General features: G+C 68.2%; 28 protein-coding genes and 1 tRNA gene. 14 read left to right on the top strand and 15 right to left on the bottom strand.

Translation table 11 applies throughout. The features are described 5' to 3' along the window. Nucleotides 1-178 precede the first annotated feature (178 nt). Entirely contained in the window at nt 179-1651 is a 1473-nt protein-coding gene (locus OIE40_RS09800) for an NAD-dependent succinate-semialdehyde dehydrogenase (protein ID WP_264702012.1), read from the top strand. A 52-nt stretch (nt 1652-1703) separates the two neighbouring features. On the opposite strand, the gene OIE40_RS09795 is transcribed toward OIE40_RS09800, so the two are convergent. The 3 genes from OIE40_RS09795 to OIE40_RS09785 all read right to left on the bottom strand — a co-directional run bounded on the left by OIE40_RS09795 (nt 1704) and on the right by OIE40_RS09785 (nt 3939). Next, nucleotides 1704-2015 (bottom strand): cation transporting ATPase C-terminal domain-containing protein, encoded by a 312-nt coding sequence (locus OIE40_RS09795; protein ID WP_264702011.1) that lies wholly within the window; start codon nt 2013-2015, stop codon nt 1704-1706. Between the two features lie 164 nt (nt 2016-2179). Continuing rightward, nucleotides 2180-2587, bottom strand: a complete 408-nt coding sequence (locus OIE40_RS09790; protein WP_264702010.1) for an aminotransferase class V-fold PLP-dependent enzyme — start codon at nt 2585-2587, stop codon at nt 2180-2182. 89 nt (nt 2588-2676) lie between these two features. Further along, nucleotides 2677-3939, bottom strand: coding sequence for a CotH kinase family protein (locus OIE40_RS09785; RefSeq protein ID WP_264702009.1), 1263 nt, complete (start codon nt 3937-3939; stop codon nt 2677-2679). Nucleotides 3940-4145: 206 nt separating this feature from the next. Here OIE40_RS09785 and OIE40_RS09780 point away from each other — a divergent pair, with 206 nt between their 5' ends. The 4 genes from OIE40_RS09780 to OIE40_RS09765 all read left to right on the top strand — a co-directional run bounded on the left by OIE40_RS09780 (nt 4146) and on the right by OIE40_RS09765 (nt 7520). Further along, nucleotides 4146-5429 carry a beta-1,3-glucanase family protein gene (locus tag OIE40_RS09780; protein WP_264702008.1) on the top strand — a complete coding sequence of 428 codons (1284 nt, stop codon included), beginning with the start codon at nt 4146-4148 and terminating at the stop codon, nt 5427-5429. 97 nt (nt 5430-5526) lie between these two features. Next, nucleotides 5527-5985, top strand: coding sequence for a hypothetical protein (locus tag OIE40_RS09775; RefSeq protein ID WP_264702007.1), 459 nt, complete (start codon nt 5527-5529; stop codon nt 5983-5985). Between the two features lie 133 nt (nt 5986-6118). Then, nucleotides 6119-6904: a DsbA family protein gene (locus OIE40_RS09770; RefSeq protein WP_264702006.1), complete on the top strand. Its 786-nt coding sequence runs from the start codon at nt 6119-6121 to the stop codon at nt 6902-6904. Continuing rightward, the gene (locus OIE40_RS09765) at nt 6897-7520 is read left to right on the top strand and encodes a vitamin K epoxide reductase family protein (RefSeq protein WP_264702005.1); all 624 of its coding nucleotides are present in this window, start codon (nt 6897-6899) and stop codon (nt 7518-7520) included. Before OIE40_RS09770 ends, OIE40_RS09765 begins: the two co-directional genes overlap by 8 nt. A 69-nt stretch (nt 7521-7589) precedes the next feature. Here OIE40_RS09765 and OIE40_RS09760 read toward each other — a convergent pair whose 3' ends face one another. Both OIE40_RS09760 and OIE40_RS09755 read right to left on the bottom strand, forming a co-directional pair. After that, a complete protein-coding gene (locus tag OIE40_RS09760; protein ID WP_264702004.1) occupies nt 7590-8519 on the bottom strand; it encodes an aldo/keto reductase in 930 nt (309 codons plus the stop codon). A 111-nt stretch (nt 8520-8630) separates the two neighbouring features. Continuing rightward, nucleotides 8631-9272, bottom strand: coding sequence for a winged helix-turn-helix transcriptional regulator (locus OIE40_RS09755; RefSeq protein ID WP_264702003.1), 642 nt, complete (start codon nt 9270-9272; stop codon nt 8631-8633). A 155-nt stretch (nt 9273-9427) separates the two neighbouring features. Between OIE40_RS09755 and OIE40_RS09750 the strand changes: the two genes are divergently transcribed. After that, nucleotides 9428-9652 (top strand): hypothetical protein, encoded by a 225-nt coding sequence (locus OIE40_RS09750; protein ID WP_264702002.1) that lies wholly within the window; start codon nt 9428-9430, stop codon nt 9650-9652. A 229-nt stretch (nt 9653-9881) separates the two neighbouring features. Here OIE40_RS09750 and glgX read toward each other — a convergent pair whose 3' ends face one another. Next, nucleotides 9882-12077, bottom strand: coding sequence for a glycogen debranching protein GlgX (gene glgX, locus OIE40_RS09745; RefSeq protein WP_264702001.1), 2196 nt, complete (start codon nt 12075-12077; stop codon nt 9882-9884). Nucleotides 12078-12366: 289 nt separating this feature from the next. Between glgX and OIE40_RS09740 the strand changes: the two genes are divergently transcribed. From OIE40_RS09740 to OIE40_RS09730, 3 genes are all read left to right on the top strand, one after another. Then, entirely contained in the window at nt 12367-12675 is a 309-nt protein-coding gene (locus OIE40_RS09740; RefSeq protein WP_264702000.1) for a GNAT family N-acetyltransferase, read from the top strand. Between the two features lie 123 nt (nt 12676-12798). Then, entirely contained in the window at nt 12799-13611 is an 813-nt protein-coding gene (locus tag OIE40_RS09735) for a PhzF family phenazine biosynthesis protein (protein WP_264701999.1), read from the top strand. A gap of 196 nt (nt 13612-13807) precedes the next feature. After that, entirely contained in the window at nt 13808-14305 is a 498-nt protein-coding gene (locus tag OIE40_RS09730; RefSeq protein ID WP_264701998.1) for a hypothetical protein, read from the top strand. Nucleotides 14306-14376: 71 nt separating this feature from the next. On the opposite strand, the gene OIE40_RS09725 is transcribed toward OIE40_RS09730, so the two are convergent. Next, nucleotides 14377-15033: an FMN-dependent NADH-azoreductase gene (locus OIE40_RS09725; protein WP_264701997.1), complete on the bottom strand. Its 657-nt coding sequence runs from the start codon at nt 15031-15033 to the stop codon at nt 14377-14379. 88 nt (nt 15034-15121) lie between these two features. Between OIE40_RS09725 and OIE40_RS09720 the strand changes: the two genes are divergently transcribed. Both OIE40_RS09720 and OIE40_RS09715 read left to right on the top strand, forming a co-directional pair. Next, nucleotides 15122-15634: a MarR family winged helix-turn-helix transcriptional regulator gene (locus OIE40_RS09720; protein WP_264701996.1), complete on the top strand. Its 513-nt coding sequence runs from the start codon at nt 15122-15124 to the stop codon at nt 15632-15634. A gap of 844 nt (nt 15635-16478) precedes the next feature. Beyond that, nucleotides 16479-17597 (top strand): DNA cytosine methyltransferase, encoded by a 1119-nt coding sequence (locus OIE40_RS09715; RefSeq protein ID WP_264701995.1) that lies wholly within the window; start codon nt 16479-16481, stop codon nt 17595-17597. An 11-nt stretch (nt 17598-17608) separates the two neighbouring features. Here the strand turns inward: OIE40_RS09715 and OIE40_RS09710 are convergent, their stop codons facing one another. After that, nucleotides 17609-18388 (bottom strand): alpha/beta fold hydrolase, encoded by a 780-nt coding sequence (locus OIE40_RS09710; RefSeq protein WP_264701994.1) that lies wholly within the window; start codon nt 18386-18388, stop codon nt 17609-17611. Nucleotides 18389-18508: 120 nt separating this feature from the next. Further along, on the bottom strand, nt 18509-19420 hold the full coding sequence (locus OIE40_RS09705; RefSeq protein ID WP_264701993.1) for an alpha/beta hydrolase family protein: 912 nt from the start codon (nt 19418-19420) through the stop codon (nt 18509-18511). A gap of 101 nt (nt 19421-19521) precedes the next feature. On the opposite strand from OIE40_RS09705, the gene OIE40_RS09700 reads away from it, so the two are divergent. Next, a complete protein-coding gene (locus OIE40_RS09700) occupies nt 19522-20109 on the top strand; it encodes a TetR/AcrR family transcriptional regulator (protein WP_264701992.1) in 588 nt (195 codons plus the stop codon). Continuing rightward, nucleotides 20106-20486 (top strand): DUF2255 family protein, encoded by a 381-nt coding sequence (locus OIE40_RS09695; RefSeq protein WP_264701991.1) that lies wholly within the window; start codon nt 20106-20108, stop codon nt 20484-20486. The genes OIE40_RS09700 and OIE40_RS09695 overlap by 4 nt, the downstream gene beginning before the upstream one ends. 189 nt (nt 20487-20675) lie before the next feature. Here OIE40_RS09695 and OIE40_RS09690 read toward each other — a convergent pair whose 3' ends face one another. Together OIE40_RS09690 and OIE40_RS09685 are read right to left on the bottom strand one after the other, a co-directional pair. Then, nucleotides 20676-21272: a TetR/AcrR family transcriptional regulator gene (locus tag OIE40_RS09690; RefSeq protein WP_264701990.1), complete on the bottom strand. Its 597-nt coding sequence runs from the start codon at nt 21270-21272 to the stop codon at nt 20676-20678. Nucleotides 21273-21595: 323 nt separating this feature from the next. Further along, nucleotides 21596-21898, bottom strand: coding sequence for a hypothetical protein (locus OIE40_RS09685; RefSeq protein ID WP_264701989.1), 303 nt, complete (start codon nt 21896-21898; stop codon nt 21596-21598). Nucleotides 21899-22085: 187 nt separating this feature from the next. Between OIE40_RS09685 and OIE40_RS09680 the strand changes: the two genes are divergently transcribed. Then, nucleotides 22086-23357, top strand: a complete 1272-nt coding sequence (locus tag OIE40_RS09680; protein WP_264701988.1) for an ATP-binding protein — start codon at nt 22086-22088, stop codon at nt 23355-23357. A 444-nt stretch (nt 23358-23801) separates the two neighbouring features. Here the strand turns inward: OIE40_RS09680 and OIE40_RS17115 are convergent, their stop codons facing one another. The 4 genes from OIE40_RS17115 to OIE40_RS09665 form a co-directional block, all read right to left on the bottom strand. Continuing rightward, nucleotides 23802-23930, bottom strand: coding sequence for an Lsr2 family DNA-binding protein (locus OIE40_RS17115; protein ID WP_425326175.1), 129 nt, complete (start codon nt 23928-23930; stop codon nt 23802-23804). Nucleotides 23931-23952: 22 nt separating this feature from the next. Continuing rightward, nucleotides 23953-24126 (bottom strand): Lsr2 dimerization domain-containing protein, encoded by a 174-nt coding sequence (locus tag OIE40_RS16935; protein WP_319805218.1) that lies wholly within the window; start codon nt 24124-24126, stop codon nt 23953-23955. A gap of 37 nt (nt 24127-24163) precedes the next feature. Beyond that, complete coding sequence (locus tag OIE40_RS09670) at nt 24164-25282, bottom strand: tyrosine-type recombinase/integrase (RefSeq protein ID WP_483403792.1); 1119 nt, start codon at nt 25280-25282, stop codon at nt 24164-24166. A gap of 166 nt (nt 25283-25448) precedes the next feature. After that, nucleotides 25449-25524 (bottom strand) — tRNA-Pro (locus OIE40_RS09665). Nucleotides 25525-25653 lie beyond the last annotated feature (129 nt).

The raw sequence follows: 25653 nt of genomic DNA, 5'->3' as shown, positions 1-25653 counted from the left end.
GGGGCCACTGGGCGGATTCTGAAATCTGGACCCTGAGCGAGGGGGGCACGGCGGGCGGAGCGGTAACCAGGCCGTCGCGGGTCCAGTTCTCAGAACGTTGGCCCCCGCCCCGCGGCCCGGAACCATCCCCGCGGTGCGGCGCATCGCCTATGTTGCTGGTGATGACGAAGGAGTCCAGATGAGTGACATCGACGAGCAGGAACTGTTGGCGAGCGTCCCCGACAAGCTGTTCATCGGCGGGCGGTGGCGGGAGGCGTCCGACGGTGCCACGTTCGCCGTGACCGACCCGGCGACGGGCGCGACGATCCGCACCCTCGCCAGCGGCACCGTCGATGACGGCCGGGCCGCGCTGGACGCCGCCTGCGACGCCTTCCCCGCCTGGTCGCGGACGCCGGCGCGGGACCGTGCCGAGATCCTGCGGCGCGCGTTCGACCTGCTGCAGGAACGCAAGGAGCAGTTCGCACTGCTGATGACGCTCGAGATGGGCAAGCCGCTGGCGGAGGCGCGCGGCGAAGTGGTCTACGGCGGCGAGTTCCTGCGTTGGTTCAGCGAGGAGGCCGCCCACATCGGCGGCCGCTACGGCGCCAACCCCGAGGGCACCGGCCGGATGATCGTCAGCAGGCATCCGGTCGGGCCGTGCTACCTGATCACCCCGTGGAACTTCCCGCTGGCGATGGCGACCCGCAAGATCGCCCCGGCGCTGGCCGCCGGCTGCACGGCCGTCGTCAAACCCGCCTCGCTTACCCCGCTGACCACCCTGTACTTCGCGCAGCTGCTGGCCGACGCCGGCGTTCCGGACGGCGTGGTGAACGTGGTCACCACCACACACTCCTCGGAGGTGTCGGACGCGATCATCGCCGACCGGCGGCTGCGCAAGCTGTCCTTCACCGGGTCGACCCCGGTGGGTGTCGGGCTGCTGAAGAAGGCGGCCGACAATGTGCTGCGCACCTCGATGGAACTGGGCGGCAACGCGCCCTTCGTGGTGTTCGAGGACGCCGATCTCGACAAAGCCGTCGACGGCGCCATCGCGGCCAAGTTCCGCAACATCGGCCAGGCCTGCACCGCCGCCAACCGCTTCATCGTGCAGGCCGGTGTCGCCGACGACTTCGCCCGCCGGGTCACCGAACGCGTGCGGGGCTTCCGCAGCGGACGCGGCACCGTCGAGGGTGTCACCATCGGGCCGCTGATCGACGACCGGGCGGTGGCGAAGGCGTCCGAACTCGTCAACGACGCCGTCCAGCGTGGCGCGAGCCTGCGCACCGGCGGGTCGGCCGTCCAGGGCCCCGGCACGTTCTTCGAGGCCACGGTGCTCAGCGACGTCCAGCCCGGCAGCGACCTGCTGCGCGAGGAGATCTTCGGCCCGGTGCTGGCGATCGTGCCGTTCGAGACCGAGGACGAGGCCGTCGCACTGGCCAACGACACCGAGTTCGGCCTGGTCAGCTACGTGTACACCCGGGACCTGGCTCGCGGGCAACGAATGATCGAACGCCTCGACACCGGGATGATGGGCCTCAACGTCGGGGTCGTCTCCAACGCCGCTGCCCCCTTCGGCGGCTGGAAGCAGTCCGGTCTGGGTCGTGAGGGTGGCGACGAGGGCATCGCCGAGTACCTGGAGACCAAGTACACCCTCACCCCCGACCCGTTCGGCTGAGCCGCCCCTTTCAGCACAGTGTGAGTCCGGACATTGAACTCGATGTCCGGACTCATTGCTTGTTCGGCGGTGTCGGGCTTGGTGGTCGGTCGAGTTGGCGCTCGAGCAGCTTGATCGCCTCGACCGCGAAGAAGATGGCGACGGCCAGGACCACCGGGGTGATCCACGACTGCCAGCCCAGTGGACGGGAGTCGAACAGGTCGTTCATCACCGGCGTGTAGGTGTACACGAGCTGGACGACGACCAGGGCGAGCGCCGACCACCACACCGCCGGATTGCCCCGCAGCACGTCGAGGGTGAGGCTCGAGGACGACGTCGCCGGGTACGAGGTCGGACGCCGCGATCGTCGCCCAGTCGCCGTCACGGCGCACGCTGGCCCCGGGCGAGAGCATCCCCCGGATGCCGGCCAGGGCCTTTTCGGCCCGTCCCTCCTGCGCGTAGCCGACGACGGCATTGATGATCGTGAATGCCTCCGGAGTGCTGCGCCGGGGTCGGCAATGCTCTGCGGGGCAGCGGGAACGGACGGCCTCAGCGCAGGAGGTCCGCCAGCCCGGCTAGCAGCCGATCGACCTCGTCATCGTCGTTGTAGGGCGCCAGCCCGATCCGCAGTGCCGCGTCGATCCCGAGCGCCCGGGCCGGCTCGTAGGCGTAGAAGGTGCCCGCGGGTGCCGCGACGGCACTGCGGGCGAGGTGCCGGTAGGCGTCCATGCTGTCGGCGCCGGGGAAGCCGAGCAGCAGCGTCGGCGTCCGGTCGGCGGCCCGGGAGAACACGGTGACCCGGTCGCCGAAGCCGGCCAGGGCGTCCTCGACCCGCCGGCGTAGCCGCAGTTCGTGGGCGTCGATCACCTCGTGAGCGACGCGGAGCCTGCTGCGGCGGTCGCCAGGGCCGGGCGCCAGGCCCGCGATGAAGTCGACCGCAGCGGTCGCGCCGGCCATGATCGGAACATTGCGCGTCGTCGGTCACATCGCGCGCGTTGCAACACAGGCAATGTGACCGGCCGCGCGCGACGTCGAGCAGCGAGCCGTCAGCCGGCGTAGGCGCGGATGGCGTCGCCCTCGCTGGTGAGGGTGTCGGCGTCCACCAGATCGGACGCCCCGGCTTTGAGGGTGGAGATCCGGGCGTCCAACGCAGTGACCAGGGCGCCGCCGGACGTGAACGAGGTGGTCAACGCGCTGAGTTGCTGGTCGTAGGTCTTCGACCAGTCGGTGTTGGCCTTGAACGCCGTCACGAGCGGGTTGGTGCGCGCCCGACCGCCCGGTCCGCCGCCGTTGCCGCCGCCGTTGGGCCGCGTGCCGGTCGGACGCCCACCCCCCGGCTGGTCACCACCGCCGCCTCCCCCGCCGCCACGGTTGGAGACGCCGAAGGCGAGGTTGTGGTCCCAGGCGACGACCGTGAACTGCTCGTCGCCGGAATCCCAGAACAGGTAGGAGTTGTTGCCGGGGCCGTCGATGTCGTCGAAGTTGTCGACCGCCTCCTGGAAGGCCAGGTAGGTGGCGAAGGCGTCCAGGTCGAGCAGGCTCGGCAGCTGCTTCGCCAGTTCGCTGCTGGTGCCGTTGTTGAGCAGGTCGAGCAGCCCGATCAGCGGCTGGTAGCCGTCCTTACCGGCCTCGATGTCGAACGAGCTGCTGTAGTCGCCGTCGTCGCCGCGCCACGACCAATCACCCTCGGATTCGGCCTTGTACAGCACGCTGTCGTCCCCGGCGTCGGGGAAGTTCTCACCGACCCACACGTCGTCCAGGTTCTGCACGGTGAGTCGGAACACCTCGGCGCTGCCGTTGACCGAATAGCGGGTGAAGATCGCTTTCTCGCTGGCCAGCCCGGCAACCTCGAGCAGGTCGAGTGCCACGGCCTCGTTCAGGGCGGTGGCGGAGCTGTTGGAGCGGACGGTGAAGTCCCCGTAGCCGTCCATCAACTGGTCGTCGACGTACTTGTCGAGTCGGATGCGCAGCGGCAGGGTCTCGGCAGCCGTATCGGTGGTGACCCCGCGCAGCGACGAGTTGCCCTTCAGCTTGATGCCGACCCCGCTGAACGACTGATCGTCGATGGTGACGTCCGCCTTGATCCACTCCTTGTCGCCGCTGTCGACATAGGTCTGCAGCATGTCGGTGAACGCTGCTGCGTCGACGGTGACCGCGATGGTGTGCACTGCGCTCTCCTCCAGCACGGTGCCGGCCGCTGGGTCGGCGGAGGGCGCCGCGGCCGGTTGCGCTGTGCACGCCGCCGCGCCGACGAGGACGGCTGTGGCACCCAGGCCGGTGAGCAGCGAACGGCGCGAGATCGGTGGCATGCGGTCAGTGTGGCGCGGGTCGCTGTGCTTCGGCTGTGCGTCGCGGACGACCTGGCCGGGCCGTCGGGCGGCCCCGGGCAGAACCGAGTGGCCTCGTGACGCCGCGGTGGCGCGATGGGCGTCCGGTCGCACCATCCGGCAGCCGGCCGATGGGCTAGGGTGAAGGAACACCCCCCAACGATGGCTGCGGACGCCGAGGGCGCCCGTTGCCCTCCCGCATCGCCGGCACCGTCACGGCTGCCTGCGCCGCCACCCCCGCCCCCACCCCGGAAGGTGCGCTCGTGCTCCCCCACGGCTCCCCCTCATTGCCCCGTCCCCGTTTCCGCCTCACCGTCCTCACCGCGGCGATCACCCTGGTCACCGGCCTGTTCGGCGCCGCGACCCCCGCCTCGGCCGCGACCACCCTGCCGGTCACGGTGAAGAACTCCACCGGCTCCTCCGGCGCCGTCTACCTGTATGTGCTGGGTACCGACCTGTCGTCGGGCAGGCTCGGCTACGTGGACGCCAAGGGCCGCTTCCACGCGTGGCCCGCGGCGTCCGGCACCCCGAAAGCGGCGCCCGACGTCTCGATCCGTGGACCACGATCGGGCGGCACGGGAACCCTCCGCATCCCGAAGGGCATCTCCGGCCGCCTGTACTACTCGGTCGGCAGCAAGCTCAGCCTCAAGCTCGTCCGCGACGCCCTCGGCGCCACCAGCCTCGTCCAGCCGGCGCCGTGGGTGACCAGCGACCCCAACCACGCCAAGCTGTTCGATTGGACCGAGTTCACCTACAACGGCGGCCTGTGGATCAACTCCACCCAGGTCGATCAATTTGCGCTGCCGACCACGGTGACCGTCAAGGGCAGCAGTGGCACCCGGACCACCGGGCGCCTCGTCTCAGGCGGCCGGCAGCGCGTGATCAAGGCCATGAAGGCGAGCGCCGCCACGGCACGGCTGGTGGTCACCGGATCGGGCGGACGCGTCGTGCGGGTGCTCGCCCCGGGTCACGCCACGAGGTCTGGCCTGCTGAGCGCCACCCACCTGAAGTCGGCGATCGACGCCGCCTGGAAGCGCGCCGCCAGCAAGGCCCTGAAGGTGCGCCCCTTCGCCGACCAGCCGGGCTACACGGGCCGGACGGTCGGGTCCCGGCTGGTGTTCACCCGCGCCGGCGTCCGGGTGGCATCGTTCGCCAAGCCCTCGTCGGTGGACGTCTTCGAGTGCGCCGGCGAACTGGCCGCCCCCAACGACCTCGTGGTCGGGCCGATCGCCCGCACCCTGTGCGCCGCGCTGAATCGAGGCACCCTCACCTCGGGCAAGACCGAGCCGGTCGCCACCCCCTCGTCGTACTACCGCACCGGCCGGTACAACCCGTACGCGAAGGCGGTCCACGCGGCCATGGCCGACGGCAAGGCGTACGCCTTCGCCTTCGACGACGTGGCTCATCAGGAATCGCTCGTGCACGACGCAGCCCCGACCTCGGTGACGATCACGCTGCCCAGTCTGGGCTGAGGCTGGCCCGTACCGGCGGCGAGCGAGCTGCAGGCCGCCTGACGCCGCTCCGAATGGTCGATTCGGGGCATCCCGTCGGGCTCGGTAGAATCAGCGAGTGACCAGACTGCTGCGACTGCCCTCGTGGACGTCGCGCGTCGTCGCGCTGGCCCTCACGCTGGTCGCCCTGGTGCCGCTGCTGAAGCAACTGCCCGCGGTCGCCATCGTCACCTGCTTCGAGCCCGGCCACCCGCTGTACAGCCTGGTGCCGTCGGTCGAGTCGGTGCACTGTGTGACCGCCCCGGCGTCCGTCGTCAGCTGGACGCTGATGGTCGGTGCCGCGCTGGCGGTGCAACTGGTGCTGCTGCCGCTCGCCCTTCTCGGCGTCGGGCTGATGCTGCGTGGAGCCCGTGACCTCGCCGGTTTCGGCCGCCGACTGCTGGCCCTCGTCTTCGCCTGGTTGGACGGCGTGGCTCAGCTCGGCTGGCGTCCGGCGCCCGTCCCGGTCAGGGTCGGCGCCGCCACTCGCTGCTGGTCGCGGACCAACCCGCACCGCGGTCCTCCCTGCGCTTTCTGATTCCGGTCCGGCCGCCGCGCCTGGGCGCCCTCGGACCGGCCGACTCCCGCCTGGCGCCTCGCGCCGGCACGCGGCGTCCGCCGCGCCCACACTCTCAGCAGGGCCGTGTTGCGGCCCGGAATCGGAAAACGCAATGTCCTCGAAGAACTCAACCACCTCCAACCCCGGACGCCGTGAGGCGCTGCGCCGCCAGCAGGCCGCCCGCGCCGCCGCCGAACACCGGATGAAGATTTTCAGCCGCACCGCCTGGATCGCCGGCATCACCCTCATCGCCGTCATGGTGGGCGTCATCGGCTGGTCGGTCGTCGGCGCCAAGTCGAACCAGAACGCCGGAATCTCGGCCGGCGGATCGGCCGTCCCACCCAACGCCACCAGTGCCGGCGCGCTCAGCTTCGGCGAGGCGGACGCCAAGGTCACCCTGACCGTCTACGCCGACTTCATGTGCCCCTACTGCGGCCAGTTCGAACGCGTCAACGGTGAGGCCATCGATTCGCTGGTCTCCGACGGCACGGTCAAGCTCGAGATCCACCCGATGTCGTTCCTGGATGCACAGTCGAACGGGTCGCAGTACTCCACCCGGGCCGCCAACGCCTTCGTGACCATCGCCGCCGCCGACCAGACCGCGGCACTCGCCTTCAACCAGCTGCTGTTCGCCAACCAGCCCAGCGAGGGCTCCTCTGGACTGACCGATGCCCAACTCGCCGACTTCGCGACCCAGGCGGGAGCCTCGCCCGAGGTGGTGGCGAAGATCGCCGACCTGTCCTACACCGGCTGGATCGACGAGTTGACCCAACAGGCGTTCAACTCCGGTATCACCGGCACCCCGACGGTGAAGATCAACGGTGAGACCTTCACCGGCGACGTCTACAACCGTGGTCCGCTGGAGGAAGCGATCGCCCAGGCTGCCGGCGGTGAGTGAGACCACCTTGCTGCAGCGGGCGCGCGGGGTTCGCCAGTCGAACGGGTGGATCTTCGCGACGATGCTGGCCTCGGCACTGATCAGCCTGACCGCCTCGTTCGTGCTGTCGGTCGACGCGCTGATCCTGGCGGCCGACCCGCAGGCGGCGTTGTCGTGCAACATCAACGCGGTGCTCAGCTGCGGCACGGTTGCGAACTCGTGGCAGGCCAGCCTGTTCGGCTTCCCCAACGCGTTCCTGGGCCTGGTGGCCGAACCCGTGGTGATCACCATCGCGGTCGCCAGCCTGGGCGGGGTGAGGTTCCCGCGCTGGTTCATGCTGTCGGCACAGGTCGTCTACACGCTGGGCGTGATCTTCGCCTACTGGCTGTTCTTCCAGGCGTACTTCGTGATCGGCGCGTTGTGCCCGTGGTGCCTGCTGGTGACCCTCTCCACCACCTTGGTGTTCACCTCGCTCACCCACGTCAACATTCGCGACGGCAACCTGTACCTGCCCGAGCCGGCGTCCCGGGCGGCGCAGACGTTCATCGCCCACGACCTCGACCTGCTGGTGGTCGCGGTGTGGCTGATGGGCATCGTCACGCTGGTCGGGGTGAAGTACCTGCCGCTGATGCTGTGAGTGGACCACGGGGACGGTTGATCCGGTTCAGTTCCGGACCGCGAGAACCGTCGCCACAATCCACAGCACTCACGGGACGATGTGGCCGGCCGCGCGGAACAACTCGTACCACTCGGCCCGGCTCAGTGGCAGGTCGGACCCCTCGGCCGCCGCGGCGACCCGGCCCGGGTTGGTGGTGCCCAGCACCACCTGGATGCCGGCCGGGTGCCGGGTGATCCAGGCGGTCGCGATCGCGATCGGCTGGACGTCGTAGGACGCCGCCAGCCGGTCGATGACCGCGTTGAGCTCGGGGTAGTCGGGCGAGCCGAGGAGCACCCCGGTCGGCGACTGGAACGGTGACCAGGCCTGCACCCGAATGTCGTGCAGCCTGCAGAAGTCGAGGACGCCGCCGCCGTCGAACGTCGTCGACTGGGCGTGGTCCTGCATGTTGCTGGCGATGCCCTGCGCGACCAGCGAGGCGTGGGCCAGCGAGAATTGCAGCTGGTTGACGCCGATCGGCTGCCGGACCGACGCCTGCAGCAGCTCGATCTGCCGCGGCGTGTGGTTCGACACTCCGAAGGCCCTGACCTTGCCTGCGGTGAACAGGTCGTCGAAGGCGCGGGCCACCTCGTCCGGCTCGACCAGGGCGTCCGGGCGATGCAGCAGCAGCACGTCGAGGTACTCGGTGCGCAGGGCGCTCAGGGACTCCTCCACCGAGCTCACGATGTGCGCGTAGGAGAAGTCGAAGTAGCCCTGGCCGGGAACGATGCCGCATTTGGTCTGCAGCGCCACCTGCTCGCGCTCGGCGGGCGTGTAGGCCATCGCCTCGGCGAAGCGACGCTCGCACCCGTGCAGCTGCGCGCCGTAGATGTCGGCGTGGTCGAAGAAGTCGATGCCGGCGTCGCGGGCGGCGCCGACCAGGTGCCGGACACCGGCGTCGTCCAGATCCTGGATGCGCATCAGCCCCAGGGTCACGTTGGGCACCGGACGGTCCAGTCCGCTGATCGTGCTGCTCTTCATCGCTGTCTCCTGATCGTCGGAACAGCACCCATCCTGCCGCCACCCGCGAGCCTGAGCGTGCTCCAACCCGACGCATCCCACCGGGAAGGCCTGCCCGGCCGGCGCAGCGCCTCAGGCCGCCAGGTGGAAGGTGTCGGCGAACCTGTCGAGCAGCCGACCAGACCCGCTCAACACCTCGACCACGCCGGTGGTGATCGCCTGCTGTGCGGGAAGTTCGCCCGAGATCAGCCGCCGGATGCCCGGGCCGGCGGCGAAGGCGAGGTCGGCCGCGCCGTCCCCACGCCGGACGTGGAGGGCGGTCGCGTCGACCCGGATGAACAGCTCTGCGGTGCCGAACCGGGCAGCGTAGGCGGTCGACGGCAGACTTGCGGCGACGTCGGGCCGGAAGGCGGTACGCAGCGCCATCGTCATCGAATCCGCGGTGATCACCTGCTCGTCGCGCGGATCGCCCAGCGCCTTGAAACCCCAGGCGCCCAGCGCGAGCACGATGGGTTCCAGTTCGCGGCCGTACGGGGTGAGCTCATAGATGACGATCCTGGAGCGCGGCGCCCGCCGGATCAGCCCCGCGCCCTGCAGCTCCTTCAAGCGTGCGGCCAGGATGTTGCTCGGGATCCGCGGCAGCCCGGCGGCGAGTTCGCCGTAGCGTCGCGGCCCGACCAACAGATCGCGCACGATGAGCAGCGCCCACCGCTCGCCGATCAGCTCCAGGGCTCGCGTCACCCCGCAGTACTGGCCGTAGTCGCGGGCAGCCACCGCCCTCAGGCCTGCTGGTCGCTCAGCGTCCGCGGCCCCTGCTCGGCCGCGACGGGATCCATCCAGCCGTCGTGCACGGGTCGCCGGTACTTCCGCCCGGACGCATCTAGGATCGTGGTGAGGCCATCGAAGGCCCGGCATCAAGGAGGACGCACATGACCGAGCAGGATCCGCCCCGGGCCGTCGGCAACCCGGGCGACACCGAGAACCCTGGCGACGAGTACGAGCAGCCGAAGGCGGTGGGCAACCCGGGCCCGACCACCAACCCCGAGGACGAGTACAACCAGCCGCGCTCCATCGGCAACCCCGGCCCGACCACCAACCCCGACGACGAGTACACCGAGGGCCGGGCGATCGGCGACCCGGGGCCCGAGGACTGACGGCTGCGACTCCGCCGTCCCGGCACGTTCAGTGACCGACGGGGTCCGGTGTGGATGTACCACACCGGACCCCTTCGTCGCAGACCGGCTACTTCACGGAGAGCTCGTACCGCACCGCAACGCCGCCAGCTTTGACCGTGATGGAGACCGTGCCCTTGCGCTTGGCCACGATCCGGCCGACCGCATCCTGTTCACAGGGTCGCCAGTGACACGGCCCTGACAACGCCGGCTAGTCGGCCGGCTCGGGATCCTGGGGCGACTGGGCGGACTCCTCGGTGGCCACCTGTTCGGCGATCACCGCCACCGACGCGGCGGCGGACACGTTCGGCTTGGCGGGCGCCTGCCGGTGCTCGATCAGCACCAGGGTGCTGCGCGCATCCAGTTGCACGCTCGCCCCTGCCGCCAGCGGCTCCTCGGCAGGTTCGTCGGCGGCGGTGTCGATCACCACGTCCCACGCCGGGGCGTACTCTTCACCGGGCAGCACCACCTCGACGGGCTCCGTGGCGGCGTTGAAGTACAGGACGAAGTCGTCGTCGGTGATCGGCTGGCCCACGGCGTCCATGCCCTCGATGGCCGAGCCGTTCAGGAACATCCCCACGGTCGCTCCGCTGTGCCAGTCGTCCTGCTCCATCTCCCGTCCCGCCGGGTGGAGCCAAACGATGTCGCCGAGCCCGTCGGCGCCGACGCCGCCGGTGAAGAACCGCTTGCGCCGGAAGGTGGGATGGTCGGCGCGCAGCTTGGCCAGTGTCGCGGTGAACTCCAGCAGCGGCTCGTCGGTGTTCGCCCAGTCGAACCAGGTGATCGGTGAATCCTGGGCGTAGCCGTTGTTAACCCCACGTTGGGTGCGGCCGGCCTCGTCGCCGTGGGACAGCATTGGGACGCCCTGGCTGAGCAGCAGCGTCGCCAACAGGTTGCGCTGGGACCGGGCGCGGGCCGCCAGGATCGCTGGGTCGGTGGTCGGCCCTTCGACGCCGTGGTTCCAGGACCGGTTGTGCGACTCGCCGTCGTTGTTGTTCTCGCCGTTGACCTCGTTGTGCTTCTCGTTGTACGACACCAGGTCGCGCAGTGTGAAGCCGTCATGGGCGGTGACGAAGTTGATGCTGGCGAACGGGCGGCGTCCGGACTGCTCGTACAGGTCGGCACTACCGGCCCCGCGGGCGGCGAACTCACCCAACCGGGGCTGCCCCAGCCAGAAATCACGCATCGCGTCGCGGAACTTGCCGTTCCATTCGCTCCACTGCGGCGGGAAGTTGCCCACCTGGTAGCCGCCGGGGCCGACGTCCCACGGCTCGGCGATCAGTTTCACCTGGCTGACGACCGGGTCCTGCTGCACCAGTTCGAAGAACGCCGACAGCCGGTTGACGTCGTAGAACTCCCGCGCCAACGCGGAGGCCAGGTCGAACCGGAAACCGTCGACGTGCATCTCCAGCACCCAGTAGCGCAGCGAGTCCATGATCAGTTGCAGCGAGTGCGGGTTGCCGACGTTGAGCGAGTTACCGGTGCCGGTGTAGTCCATGTAGTAGCGCGGCTGGTCGTCGACGAGCCGGTAGTACGAGGGGTTGTCGATGCCCCGCATGCTCAGCGTGGGGCCGAGGTGATTGCCCTCGGCGGTGTGGTTGTAGACAACATCGAGGATCACCTCGATGCCCGCGGCGTGCAGGTTCCGCACCATCGCCTTGAACTCCTGCACCTGGCCGCCGCCCTCGCGCACCGAGGAGTATTCGGAGTGCGGCGCGAAGAATCCGAGGGTGTTGTAGCCCCAGTAGTTGCGTAGGCCACGCTCGACCAGCACCGAGTCGTGCACGAACTGGTGAACCGGCATCAGTTCGACGGCGGTGACGCCCAGTCGCTTGAAGTGCGCGATCACGGACGGGTGCGCCAGCCCGGCGTAGGTCCCGCGCATGCTCTCGGGGACGTCGGGGTGCAGCTCAGTGAGGCCCTTGACGTGGGCCTCGTAGATCAGGCTCTCGTTGTACGGGACGTTGAGGGTGCGGTCGCCGGTCCAGTCGAAGAACGGGTTGACCACGACACCGGTCAGCATGTGCCCGGCGGAGTCCTCCTCGTTGAAGGAGTTCTCGTCGCCAAAGTTGTAGGAGAACAGCGGCTGGCCCCAGTCGATCGTGCCTGCGGTCGCCTTGGCGTACGGGTCGAGCAGCAGCTTGGCCGGGTTGCAGCGCCGCCCCCGCGACGGGTCGTACGGGCCGTGGACGCGGTAGCCGTATTGCTGGCCGGGTTCGACCTGCGGCAGGTAGCAGTGCCACACGAGGGCGTCCACCTCGGTGAGTTCGACCCTGGTCTCGGCGCCATCGGCGTCGAACAGACACAGCTCGACGCGGTCGGCGACCTCGCTGTAGAGGGCGAAGTTGGTGCCGGAACCGTCGAAGGTGGCTCCCAACGGGTAGGGCGAACCGGGCCAGACGTGCACGGGCTTCCTCCACGGGGAGACGATGAGAACCTCGTGCAACCTACCAGCCGCGGTCGTTGGGCTTGCGCGCGCGGTCACCCCCTGCAGTCGCTCCGTTCGGCGTTTCCCCTTGTCCGGGTGCGGTGCTCAGGCGGCGGCACCATTGGCACCCACCCGTTGCGGTGTGCGAGCACTCGGCCCAGCGGCGCCTGCTCCCCGTCTCGTGCCCTGCGGCAGCACCGCTTTCACGAGCGTGGTGGTACAGATGTCTGCAGAGCCCGGACCTGATCCGACACCGAAGGAGAATCCGTTGAGCGACCCGATCGTCACCGACAACCCCGCCGCCAAGCGCTTCGAAGCACACTTGGACGGGGAGTTGGCCGGCATCGCCGAATACCAGCTCACCGACGAACTGATGGTGTTCACCCACACCGAGGTGGAGCCCGCCTTCGAGGGCCGCGGCGTCGGCTCGGCGCTGGCCCGGACGGCGCTGGACCACCTGCGCACGGAGGGGACCCGCAAGGCGCTGGCGGTCTGCCCGTTCATCAAGGGCTGGATCCAGCGGCATCCGGAGTACCTGGCGATCACCTACGGGGCAGCCAAACCGAGCGCCACCTGACGGGTTGACTGGTTGCGTGAGCGGCTAATCGACCGGGAGTGGCCGTGATGACGTGAGTAGCCGTGCCGTGGCCAGGCACCGGATGAGGCCTGGAAGGATGCCCATGTGCGCAAATTCTCCCAGGTGGATGTGTTCACCGACCAGCTGACCCTCGGCAACCCGCTCGCCGTCGTGCATGACGCCGATGGCCTGAGTGATGACCAACTGTCCGCCGTCGCGCGCTGGACCAATCTCAGCGAGACGACTTTCCTGCTGTCCCCGACCAATCCCGCGGCGGACTACCGCGTGCGGATCTTCACCGTCGACGGAGAACTACCCTTTGCCGGGCACCCCACGCTCGGTTCGGCCTATGCCTGGCTGGCGACCGGCGGCGCGCCACACGCAGCTGACCGGATTGTCCAGGAGTGTGGGGCCGGCCTGGTACCCGTTCGGGTCGAAGGGGACCGGCTCGCTTTCGCGGCCCCGCCCGTACTGCACGGTGGAACTGTGCATCCGGACGATCGTGACGAGCTCGTCCGCTGGCTGGGCATCGACCGCGCGGACGTGCTCGACGCCCAGTGGGTCGACAACGGGCCGGGGTGGGTCGCCTTGTTGCTGCGGGACGCCGAGACGGTGCTGTCGGCCACACCGCACGGTGAGTGCAGGCTCACCGATGTTGGCCTGATCGGACGCCATCCTGCTGGCAGTGCCTGCGAGGTTGAGGTACGGGCGCTGTTCCGGACAGGCGGTGGCTTCTCCGAGGATCCGGTGACCGGCAGCCTCAACGCCTCTCTTGCCCAGTGGCTGATCGGGTCGGGTTATCTTCCCCGGCGCTACGTCGCCGCCCAGGGCACCCTGCTCGGCCGTCGTGGACGCATCTACGTGACCGCCGACGGCTCCGATGTCTGGGTCGGTGGCCACGTCACGGCTGGGGTCAGCGGCATGATCGCGCTCTGAATCGGCCGAAGCCGACTCGCGAGCCGGTGACCGCACCCTGGCGCGGGGCGGGCCGCAGGCGCCCCCACCTCAGTAGAAGTACCGCTTCCCGGCCTTGTGGGTTCGTGCCTAGGTTGGCGGGTGTGTGCTCGGCCGCGACGGCCCACCCCTGTAGGGGCCGGTTTGATCAACGACGCTCGAGACCCGAATCGCACCGGTGAGGACTGAGCCCATGGACCTGTCGGCCTTCTACTCGCTGATGTCGGTGACCTGCTTCACCCTGGTCGGGTTGTGGTGGACAGTGATCCAACGCCACCCCGAGTGGAAGACCGACCCCACCAGGCGCCGGCTGTCGGGCGGCGTGTACCTGTCGTTCCTACTGCCAGGCCTGATGAGCACGTTCGCGCAGGTGGACGCAACCAACCCGTTCATCTGGCGCTCGAGTTTCACCGCCGCGGCCATCGTCGGCTTGGTGAACACCGCCCGGCTGCTCGGCGCGGACCGCAGCCCGACGCGAGGACCGTTCCGCCGGTTCCGTTGGGTGGTGGCCGTGCTCTACGCGGCGATCGTCGTGCTCGCGCTCGTGCCGGGCGTGGCGTCCGTCATCGGCGGGACGCCGCTGCAGAGTGCCGCGGTCGCCTTGATTCTGCTGGTGGTGCGGGCGCACGGACTCGCGTGGGAATTCATGATGGAACCCGACGAGGTTCAGCGCTGAGGACGGCGTTGCGCTGAAACGGCGGAGGGATCTGTTCCATGGATGCCGCTGCGTCGCCTCAGCCGCGCGGATCAGGCCGCCTGCCGACCGCTCTCGACTGCGGCGGCCGCCTCGCGGCCGGCCCTGTCGGACGCCTCGAGAGCGGCCTGCTTCTGCGCGTCGGCGATCCCGCGCAGGGAATCCATGGCCGGGTTGACGCCGGCGAGGGTCAGCTCGCGCTCGACCAGGATCACATCGGCACCCCAGACGTCACCGATGACCCGCCGCAGGTAGCCGGTGTTGTGGTCCCAGCCCTCCCGGGGCGTACCTGGCGCATAGCCGCCGCCGCGGGTGGTGAGCACGATCGCGGGCTTGCCGTCGAGCAGCCGCTCACCGTTCACGCCGCCGGCCATGGCCAGATCGAACCACGTCTTCGCATGCTGCGAGACGCCCCAGTTGTACAGCGGCAGCGCCAGGATCGCGCCCTCTGACCGACGCAACTCGTCGGCCAGGGTGCGCGCCAGCGCGACGGCCTCGCGTTGGGCGCTCGTCCACTGTTCGTCGGGAAGGAAGCCCGCATGCACTGCGGCAGCCCAGGCGTCGGCGGGCAGGGGCTCATTGCCCAGGTGACGCCGCACGAAGGTGGTGTCGGGACGTGTGGCGAGCCACGCGGCTTCGGTGATGTCGGCGAGTTCGGAGCTGGCCGAGCGCGCACCCTGGATGCTGGCATCGATCCTCAGAACGGACATGAGAGGTGCCTCCTGAAAGCTTGGACTTGAATGTTCAATAAGATTGTTGCACCTAGCACTTGAATGTTCAAGTTCCTACGATGGCGGGGTGAGCGAACCCGCACCGTGGCTGGACAAGGCGGAAATGCGAGCCTGGCTGGCATTGATCGGGATGGTGATGAGCGTGCCTCCGGCCATCGACGCCCAGCTCAAGCGGGATTCGGGGGTGAACTTCTTCGAGTACTCGATCCTGGCGCAGCTCGCCGACGCGCCGGACCGCGCCCTGCAGATGAGCCGACTCTCGACACTGTCGGGCGGCTCCCTCTCACGACTGTCGCACGCCGCGAGCCGGCTGGAGTGCGCCGGCCTGCTGCGGCGCCGGGCGCTCGTGGGCGAACCACGCTCCACCGAGCTCGTACTCACCGATCGGGGCTTGGCAGCGCTCGAAGCGGCCGCTCCCGACCACGTCCGGGAAGCCAGGCGACTCGTCTTCGACGTGCTCACCCGCGAGCAGGTCATCCAACTGCACGGCATCGCACTGGCGCTCACCCGGGCAGCCTCGCCCGAGACGGCAGAGGCAATCGCACATCTGATCGCCGAGAGGCACCTGAGCGACGACTGACCCCCGAGCGAGCGAGGTTCGGGTACACATTCACCGGCCGCCGTGAGCAGGGCGAGGATCTGGGCACCTGATCAACCTGACCCACCGGGTAAGGCGTCCGATCAACGCGGGTGACGCGGTTGATCGACCGGGACTTCACCTGCTCACACATCGCCACGGTGGAGGCCGAGCCTCGGGATGTCAGCGGCGAAAGCCGCATCCGCTTCGGACAGCTCGTCCAGATCTCGTGGTCGGGGGTCTCAGCCTCGAGCGCAGCCCAGAACTCAGCCTTGCGTCGGCTGCGAGCGTCTCCTCGATCAGCTGGGCCTGGTCTCTTGGTGGCCAGGACGCCGCAGCATGGCGTCATCATCGGCGCGGACGCGGCGGCCGGCCTCTCACGCTTTATCGCGTTGACGCTTCATTGGGGTCATGCCCCGATCCGTTCCCGATTCCGCTCGAACTCTTCAATCACGAGTTCGGGAACGAGGAGTTCAACGTCCCGCTGATGAACCAGGAGACGAAGGGCAACGATCCACCGCTGTCCGTCTCGCCGCTTGCACAGATCGAGCCAGGTCGACGTGTCAACGAGTAAGTGCAGCACGTTCCCCAAGGTATCGGCCTTCCGCCGCCCTGGGCATTATTCGCCACCGCGCTGAGCGACAGCCCGCGGAGGCGGGCTCAACCTCGACCTGCAAGAGGCGTGGTGGCTCTGGGGTGAGGCCGCGGAGACGACGGCTCGGGAGGGACCGGGCCGTCTCGGGTGAGGCCGGTGCGGGAGGCGGCGCGAGCACCTGGCAGGTGACCAGCCCGGAGCCGAGTTCACGAATGGACGACGGCCCGGGGTCACCGATCTGCCGGAGTCCTCATGCGCGAGCCGAACGACGAACGCGACGAGAGCACTGACCGCCGTCTGCGGGTCGGGTCGCTGTTCTCCGGCTACGGCGGACTCGACCTCGCCGTAGAGCAGGTGTTCGACGCCCGCACGATCTGGTTCTCCGAGATCAACGAGCCCGTCGCTCGCGTCTTCGCCCACCATTGGCCCGACGCTCCGAACCTCGGAGACATCACTGCCATCGACTGGAGCGCCGTCGAGCCGGTCGACGTGCTCTGCGGCGGGTTCCCCTGCCAGGACGTATCGACGGTTGGGAAGATGGCCGGACTCGTGCCCGGTACCCGCTCGGGCCTGTGGGCGCACATGGCGACAGCGGTTGAGGCGCTGCAACCCGAGTGGGTCGTCATCGAGAACGTCCGCGGGCTGCTCTCCGCACCCGCGATCCGCCCGAGCTCGGAAGGAGACGACGATGAGCGACACAACCCCTCAGCCGCAACCCCCGAGGACGCAACCCTTCGCGGTCTGGAACCCGACCCGTGGGGTCTGGGAGACCAGCCAGCCCGACCTCTACGGGCGCTTGGCGCCGTACTCGGAGACCTGGCCGATCTCCGGTACGACGCGCGATGGATCGGCCTACCCGCTTCCGCAATCGGCGCACCCCATCCTCGGTTCCGCATCTTTGTCCTCGCCCATCACACTGTTCCGCACCCCCCTCGCATCCGACTCGGCGAGGGGTGGCGAGACGTTGGACCAGGTGCGAACACGTCGCGGAACTATCGCCCTGAGCCACCAGGTGTTCGACCTCGTCACCAAGCACGGACGCCAACCCTCCCCGGAGGCGACGTTCGCGCTGATCGAGGAGTTCTTCGACGCTGGGGACGCTACGCCGCAGCGATTAGCCGATGGGAACAGGTCGTCGGACGCTCCGCCCCAGCGCCTACCGTCCTGAACGAGGATGCAGGGCCACGACCTTCACCTATCTTCGTGGAATGGCTCATGAGTCTTGATGAGGGCTGGGTGACGAACCCGTTGCTCGGCTTGACGCACGTCCAACAACTCACCGCACTTGGAAATGGCGTCGTACCGGGACAGGCAGCCTGCGCGCTCCGTGCCAACCTCTGGCGGCAGCCAGAACTTCGTCCTTTCGGTTGAATCGCCCGGCCTTACGCGACGAATCCTTGCAGCGCATCCAGCAGGGTTTCGGGTGTCTCGATCTGCGGCACGTGCCCTGTCCCCTTGAGGAGCACGAACTGAGCGCCGGGGATCGCTTCGGCATACGCGCGGCCGTAGTCAGAGTCTGCGATCCGATCCGCCTCGCCCCATAGGACGAGTGCGGGCACGTCAATCGAAGGGAGGCGTGTGAGAAGTCCCGCGTCGCTCATGCTGCCGCCGTAGGTGGCGAGGGCGTCGCGGTTGCCGAGTGCGATCTGCCGCGCGGCCGGTGGCAGTGTCGAGAGGTCGGGGATTACAGCCTTCGACGGGTCGAAGTAGCTGTGCTCGGCGATCTGTGTCGGGGTGAGGGCGAAGAAGTCGGCTACGGGGTGCTCCGGCACGTCGATGCCGACGGCGTCGACGAGTGCGACGCGGCCCACACGGGGCGAGTGGCGGAGGGCGATCTCGGCGGTGATCCAGCCGCCGAGCGAGTTGCCGATCACGGTGGCGTCATCGATGTCGAGCGCGTCGAGCAGACCGGCGTAGAGCTCGGCAAGCCCGGCAATTGTTGTCAGCGCCTCGGGGCGAGGCATACCTCCGAAGCCGGGATGGGTGGGCGTGATGACGCGAGCACCGATGTGTTCGGCGAGTAGGCCGGCGAAACCCGTGACAGATGCCGGTCCGGCGCCACCGTGCAGGATGAGCACGGTGCGCCCGCTGCCGCGTTCGCCGATCGTGACCGGGACCTGGCCAGCGGAGGTTGTGATGGTAAGGGTGGTATCGGTGGTCATGAACTGCTCCTTCTGATCGGATCCATCCGCACTATGCCGCCGGCGGCGGCGATGATGCTGATGACAAGCGGCGAGGCGGCTGTCGGCTGACCGAACCGCTCCGCTCTGCTCCGGTGCGCACTACTTGCTGTCGATGCTGTAGAGGCCTTCGCTGGCGGCGGCCCGGTCGCGAAGACTTCCCCATGCCGCACCGTCGAGGTCGAAGGCGTCAAGCAGGTAGGAGGCGACAGCATCTGCGACCAGGGCGACGCGGACCGGGTCCTCGTCGGTGGTCTCGGCGACCTTCTCGCCCGCGATGCCGCCGAGGGTGTGCTCGCCATCGGCGATGGTGAGGAGGCTCTTGGGGGTCGGGCTGAGGTGGTAGGCGTCGGTGAACCAGTCCGGTCCGCGGGTGGACATGGCCGACTGGTCCTTCCCGCCGGCGACGACGAGCGCGAGGCCGGTCATGGTGGAGTAGTCCGGCTTCATGAAGGACAGGTGCTCGAGCGCGAAGGGGGTGAGGGTGTCGCCGGTCCCGGTGGCGGCGATGACCACTCCTGCCTTCACGGCCGGGTGAGAGAAGTCCTCTCCGGGCTGACCCTCTGCATCGAATACGCGCGCACCCAGGAGCGTGCCGACGGTCTGCCCGCCCCACGAGTGCCCGACGGCGGCGATACGGGAGCGGTCGATTCGGCCGTCCAAACCTCCAGCCCGGGCCAGGATGTCGTCGAGGTTGTCGAGGACGGAGTGCAGGTCGGCGATGCGGACGCGCCAGATCGTGCCGAACCGGGGGTCGTCGAATCCGATGCCGTTGCGACGGGAGTCGAGGTGCGTCGGCTGCACGACGACGAACCCGGCTGCGGCCCACTGATCGACGAGGGGCTCGTAGCCGTCCATCGACCAGGCGTTGCCGTGCGAGAACACGATCAGGGGGAGGTTCTCGCCTGAGGCGGGGGCGGTGACCTTGACCTGGAGGTCGATGCCGCGTCCCGTCGTGGGGACGGTGATGGGCTTGACCGCGACGATCTGCTGTTCGAGCTGATGAGTGGGCATGGTGATACTACTTTCTCCGTGGATGCCCTTCTGGCATACTTTGACGGAACGATGTTCCGCCAAAGTTAGCGGAACATCGTTCCGCGAGCAAGGAGGGTGGCATGGCAGAGTCGACCGGCGCGCGCCAAGCCGGGGTGGAACGCAACCGCGAAGCACTACTGAGCGCTGCGGCGGCCGTGTTCGTGGAGCAGGGGGTGCAGGCGCCGATCCGCGACATCGCGAGTCGCGCCGGTGTCGGCGTCGGCACCGTCTACCGGCACTTCCCCAGCCGGGCGGAGCTGGTCACCTCCGTGTACCGACACCAGCTCGACGAATGCAGGGCCCTCGCCACGAGTCTCCTGCAGGAGCCCGTCGCCTCCACCGTCGCGCTGAGTCGATGGGTCGACGCCTTCGTGGAGTTCCTGGTGACCAAGCACGGGCTCGGCGTCGCTCTGCAATCCCAGGACCCCAGCCTGATCAGCCTCCACAGACTGATGCTCGACCAACTCGTTCCCGCCTGCGCATCGCTGATCGACGCCGGTGTGACCGCCGGCGAGATCGACCCGGGAGTGACCGCGCACACCCTGATGCGAGCCGTTGGGAACCTGTGCATCCTCGGAGCCCACTACGGCCAGGCAGAGGCGAGGGACATGGTCGCCCGCCTGCTCGTCGGGTGCCGCACGAACAATGAGACGAGGGGGGACGCATGACATGGTCGGATGACCAACTGCGGCACATCGAGGGCAGCGACGACTTCAAGATCGCGCCCTACCGCGAGGACGGCGCGACACCGGGAACGCTGATCTGGGTGTGGAGCGCTGTGGTGGATCAGGCTGTGTTCGTCCGGAGCACAAATCCGGCGTCCCGCTGGTTCGCTGCTGCGATGTCACAGCGCGCGGGGATCGTAGAGACGAGCCGGGTTCCGCACCAGGTTCGTTTCGAGCATGTCACCGACGAGGCGCTTCGGGATCGCGTCGACGACGCGTTCGCCCGGAAGTACGCGGCGGACCCGTACTTCTCATCCGAGGTGCTGCACCGATCGAGGGAGAGGATAGCCCGCATCACACGGGTATCCGCCGACACATGACCGCGTCGGCGACGCAGAAGAAGGGACGTGTGGCCTGGCAGGCGCCGTCGATTCCGGCTAGCTCGCCGACGACTCCGTTATGCCCACGCGAACAAGCCCTCCTGGCAGCGCCGCGAGGCCGGAACCCGCCGCCTCTTTGACGGACAACGGTCCGAACCGATCTCGTGCAGTAGCACGATGTCACGCGGCTCAGGTGCGGGTGTTCGTCGTTTCGGAGGCTTCGGAGAAGCTACGCAGCTCTTCGAATGCACGGGTGATCAGAGGGTCGAAGTCACTCGATGGATCGGCCGTCCACGTATGGATGACGTGCCCTAGCGCGGCGGTGCCGACCTGAGCCAGCAGAGCGGCTCGCCAGTCGGGGACGCCGCGTGCACGGAGCGCGTCGGCGACGATGACGCTCATGGCTTCGGCCTTCGCCAACTCCCGTTCCCGCAGCGCCGGGGTCTGTGCGATGACGCGGTGCCGAACCTCGGCGAGCCGTCGACCCTCCTCCAGTCCGGGAGCCATGGAACGGAACGCCTGGAGCACCGCGGCCAGCGGCGGCACGTCGTCCGGCACGGCGGCGAGTGCCTGCGCCATCTCTTCCCGCAAACCCGTCTCGATGTTGAAGAGAACTTCGCGCTTGTCGGCAAAGTGCCGAAAGAAAGTGCGGGCCGTGAGACCGGCGCGGGCGGCGCGGGAATCGCCGCCCTCGCACTTTCGGCGATCATCTCCACCCGCCTCTACGCCAACCGAGAAATCTGAACCAGAGCCGATGCCTCCCTGAGGGTCGAAAGGCCGGCTCAAAGCCGACCAGGCGACGAACGGTATTCGGCAGAACCGGTCGTTGGGTCAACGGTTCGGAACTCCGCGAGTACCCGCTCTCTATTGGTCGCGTCACGGCGAAAGTGGTCTGGTTCGACGGGCCCGACGATGATGACATGCTTGGTCTCCAGACCCACGCGGGGGACAACGGCTATCCGGCGCGCCCATACCAGTGGTGAACCTAGCCGCCCTCCACCAGGCGAGACATGGCTGCCGCGATCGCTTGGTCTCGACCTTTCGCTGCGTGCTGGTAGCGCATGGCTGCCGCGGGCGTGGCGTGTCCAAGCCGAGAGACCTGGCCCCGGTCACTCCTGCCGAAGGAAGGAGTTCTCGCTCTGGACGGGGCGTGCGGCATACGCGTTGGCCAGATCGCTCCACAGGTCACCAACCTGCTCGAACGCCTCACTGAGCTCATTCAAGGGCTTCCGCGCGGTCTCGCCTGCAATGTCAGCACGGTGAGCCTCGGTCAACAGCTCAGCCGCGGACGCGGCTGTGGCCTCGGCCAAGTCAGCTAGCTGATCCCTTTGGCAGCCCGTCGCGACCGCTCGCATGAACGCTGCCTCACTGCGTTCGTATTTGGCGGAAAGCCACTCAAGGTCGGATGGCATGACACCAAACTGGGTCCTACTTGTCGCGGGATCGCCGAAAGACCATCTTCTGCCGCACCCGACGCGGTGCGGGTGTTGGTCACGGTGCCGACGGGCCGGAGCGGTCTGTGATGGGTAGCATGCGATATGCCTGATTCAAACCGTGCTAGTTGACTGATTCAAAGCATGCGTCTTGTATGTTTCGCTCATGGAGTACGTGCGCCGCATCCTTGATACCGAGTTGGATGAACTGTTCGACCAGGTGTCGGCCATCGCCATCGACGGGCCCAAAGGCGTGGGGAAGACCACCACCGCCGAACAGCGGGTCGCCAGCGTGGTCCGGCTGGACTCCAAAGCCGTCCGCGAGTCGATCGCCGCGGAACCAGAGCAGGTGTTGGGGCGCGGGCGTCCTTTGTTGATCGACGAGTGGCAGAAGGTCCCTGAGGTGTGGGACGTGGTGCGCCGGGCGGTGGACGCCGAACCGGCTGGTGGCCAGTTCCTGCTGGCCGGTAGCGCCTCCCCGGCGCCGGGCGCCACGGCCCATTCCGGGGCGGGTCGGATCGGCCGGCTGCGGATGCGTCCGATGACCCTGTCCGAACGCGGTGTGACCGCGCCGACGGTGAGCCTGCGTCGGCTGCTGGCGGGCGGCCCTGAGCCGCTGGCCGGGGCATGCCCGTTGACCTTGCGCGACTACGTCGAGGAGATCGTCGCGTCGGGGTATCCGGCGATCCGGCCTTTGGAGGGGCGATCGCGACGGTTCCAACTCGACTCCTATCTGCACACCGCGGTCGATCGGGATGTCCCCGAACAGGGCCTGGCCGTCCGCAAGCCCGAAGCGATGCTGAAGTGGTTGCGCGCCTACGCTGCCGCGACGGCGACCACGGCCAGCTACGCGCAGATCCTGGACGCCGCCACCCCCGGCCAGGGCGACAAGCCAGCCCGCTCCACCTCCATCGCATACCGCGACGTGTTGACCAGCTTGTGGCTGCTCGACCCGGTGCCGGCCTGGGCGCCTTCGGGCAGTTTGCTGACCCGGCTGGGCCAGACACCCAAGCATCACCTGGCCGACCCGGCCCTCGCCGCCCGACTCCTCGGCCTCAGCCGCGACGCGCTGCTCGACGGCGCCGGCACTGCTGTGGGCCCTCAAGCGGGTAGCGTGCTCGGTCACCTGTTCGAGTCACTGGTGACACTGTGTGTCCGGGTACCCGCCCAGGCGGCCGAAGCACGTGTCGGCCACCTGCGAACCCGCAACGGCGACCACGAGATCGACCTGGTCGTCCTGCGTGACGACGGCCGGGCCTTAGCCGTCGAGGTCAAGCTGGCCAACACCGTCACCGACTCCGACACCAAACACCTCCACTGGCTGGCCGAGCGGATGGGCGACAAGCTGCTGGACGCCATCGTCATCAACACCGGCCCCAACGCCTACCGGCGCCCCGATGGGATCGCCGTCGTTCCCCTGGGCCTCCTCGCACCCTGACCCACAGGCGGCTGACCAGTTGGTTTCGGCCACCAACACGGAGTCCGCCCCCTTGGTCGTGCCGACATCCCAGCTCGGTCGTGAGCGCCGATCGGCCATGCAGGATAACATGTCCGTGGCCTGATTAGAACATGTGTTCTAGCATCGAAGGGCGCCCGGAAGGTGTGTTGCGTGGCTATGACAGGGAAGGTCAGCTCGGGCCGGGAACGTTGGCGGACAGGGTGGCGGGCCGGACTTCAGCGGTCCGCCTACCGGCATGTGTCACTGTCTTGGTCGACGGCGTTCAGCATCCGGGGATCTTGCTGGAATGGTCACGATCCGGTCCCGATTGGCAAGCCAGGGTGGTGTGGGCCACGAGCACCTCGTCGCTGCATCTGGAAGTGGTGGCGGCGGCCACGGTCAGCCCTGTCCCCGCAGGGCACAGCTAGCCCTGGCAGCAGCGGATCAGTGGGCGTTGGCGTTGGCGTTGGCGTCGAGGATGGTGGCCGGGACCCGGCCCCGATCAGAAACACTGTGACCGTTCGCGCGCGCCGAGGCCCGGACGTAGGCGAGGTGTTCGCGACTGTTACGCACCCGATGGGATGATCGCCGCGGGCTACGGCCGCTGGCCTTTGGTCCCGCCTGGATGTAGGGGTTCCAGCGCCAGCCGCAGCGCATCGGCATTGCGATGATTCAGATCGATCTCGTATTGCTGACCTTCGAGAGCAAACGTGACCTGCACGTCGGCACTACCACCGTCCAAGTCGTCCTCGGTGTATCGCCCCGGCATGTCCGGAGGCTCCGAACCTTGGGAACTGGGTGAAGTGTCACTTCTCTTCCGACTTGAGCAACGAGGAGAGGGCTTCCGCGATCTGGCGATCCCGCTGGGCGCTGCTGTGTTGATAACGCATGGCCATTGAAGCGGTCGTGTGGCCGAGCCTGCGCATGAGCTCGGCTGTTGTGGCACCGTTCTGAGCGGCCAATGTTGCTGCCGTGTGGCGCAGATCGTGAAAGGTCATGTCTGGCCTGTCAATCAACTCCTTCGCTTTGGCGAAGGCGTGACGCAGGGCCTTCTCACTCATCGGTGCTGTGGGCTCGCGGCCTGGGAAGAGATACCGCTCAGCCTCTCCCTTGGGCAGGTGCTCGATCCAAGTCTTGATTGAGGGAAGTAGATGCGGCGGGACCGCGACGTCACGGACCGAGGCTGGTGTCTTGGGAGGACCAACAAGGACTTGGCCGGAGATTCGGGTTACGCCTTGTCGTACCCTGATCCAGCCGCCCACCACGTCCACGTCCTTGACACGGAGGGCGCGAACTTCACCAGATCGAAGGCCGCACCAGCCAGCAATGAGGATGGGCAGCGCAAAGCGTGGTTGCAGCTCTGATTGCAGTCGGGCCAAATCGTCTGGCTTGGCTGGCTCGACGTTCTTCATTCGCCGCCGGCTCGTGGCGCTCCGGATGTGGCAGGGGTTGGCTGTGATGCGTTCGTCGTCCACCGCGTGAGAAAGGATTGACCGAAGGAGCGCATACGCGTGCGCACGCTGCGTGGGCTGCTCTGGGCAGAGCTGGGCGTACCAGGCGCGAACGTTGGTGGTGGTGATCTTCTCGACTTCGGTCTCGCCGAAGTGTGGAAGAATAAGCCGCTCAAGTTGGCGCTCGTAGAGTTCGCGAGTCCTGGGCGTCAGAGTCCGGCTTTGAACGTCGTTGAGCGCGTAATCGCGGAAGCTTCGCAGTGCCTTCCCGCGGAGGCTGGGGGGCGCGGGCGGCTGCCAGTCACCGCGGCTGATGGTCCGCTCCATGGCCGCAAGCCAGGCCTCCGCATCGATTCTGGCGCTGAACGTGTCAGGGGCGCTGTAAAGCTGCCCATCTGGCCCGAGGTAGCGAGCTCGGAATCGTTTGGACGGGAGGCGAGCGATACGTCCAAAGCCGCGTCGCGGGCGTCGCACCGGGCTGGCTTGGGGCACTCTCGGCTTCCTGTGGACCACGTCGTGTCTTATACGTGTCTCAACTTAGCCGGTTTCTGCCCACTTCTGCCACCATGTGCCTCGCACCGTCCTAAGTGAAACCCCTAGCCAACGAGGCTAAATCGCTACTCAGCGCTTTGTAGCAAAATGGTCGGGGCGACAGGACTCGAACCTGCGATCTCCTGCTCCCAAAGCAGGCGCGCTAGCCACTACGCTACGCCCCGGTCGTGCTGGTCGGACGCCGCGGCGTCCGACCCGGGGTCGAGTGTAGGCCAGCAGCCTCACCGCCGGGAAACCCGGCGTGGCCGCCCCTGACGTCGGGGAGCGCCTGGCGCGATGGATTAGTGTCATCG

The sequence above is a fragment of the Micropruina sonneratiae genome (assembly GCF_025972045.1).
In the GTDB taxonomy this organism is placed as follows: domain Bacteria; phylum Actinomycetota; class Actinomycetes; order Propionibacteriales; family Propionibacteriaceae; genus Micropruina; species Micropruina sonneratiae.
The sequence above is the reverse complement of the archived record's forward strand: the minus strand, read 5'-3'. Positions and strand labels throughout refer to the sequence as shown.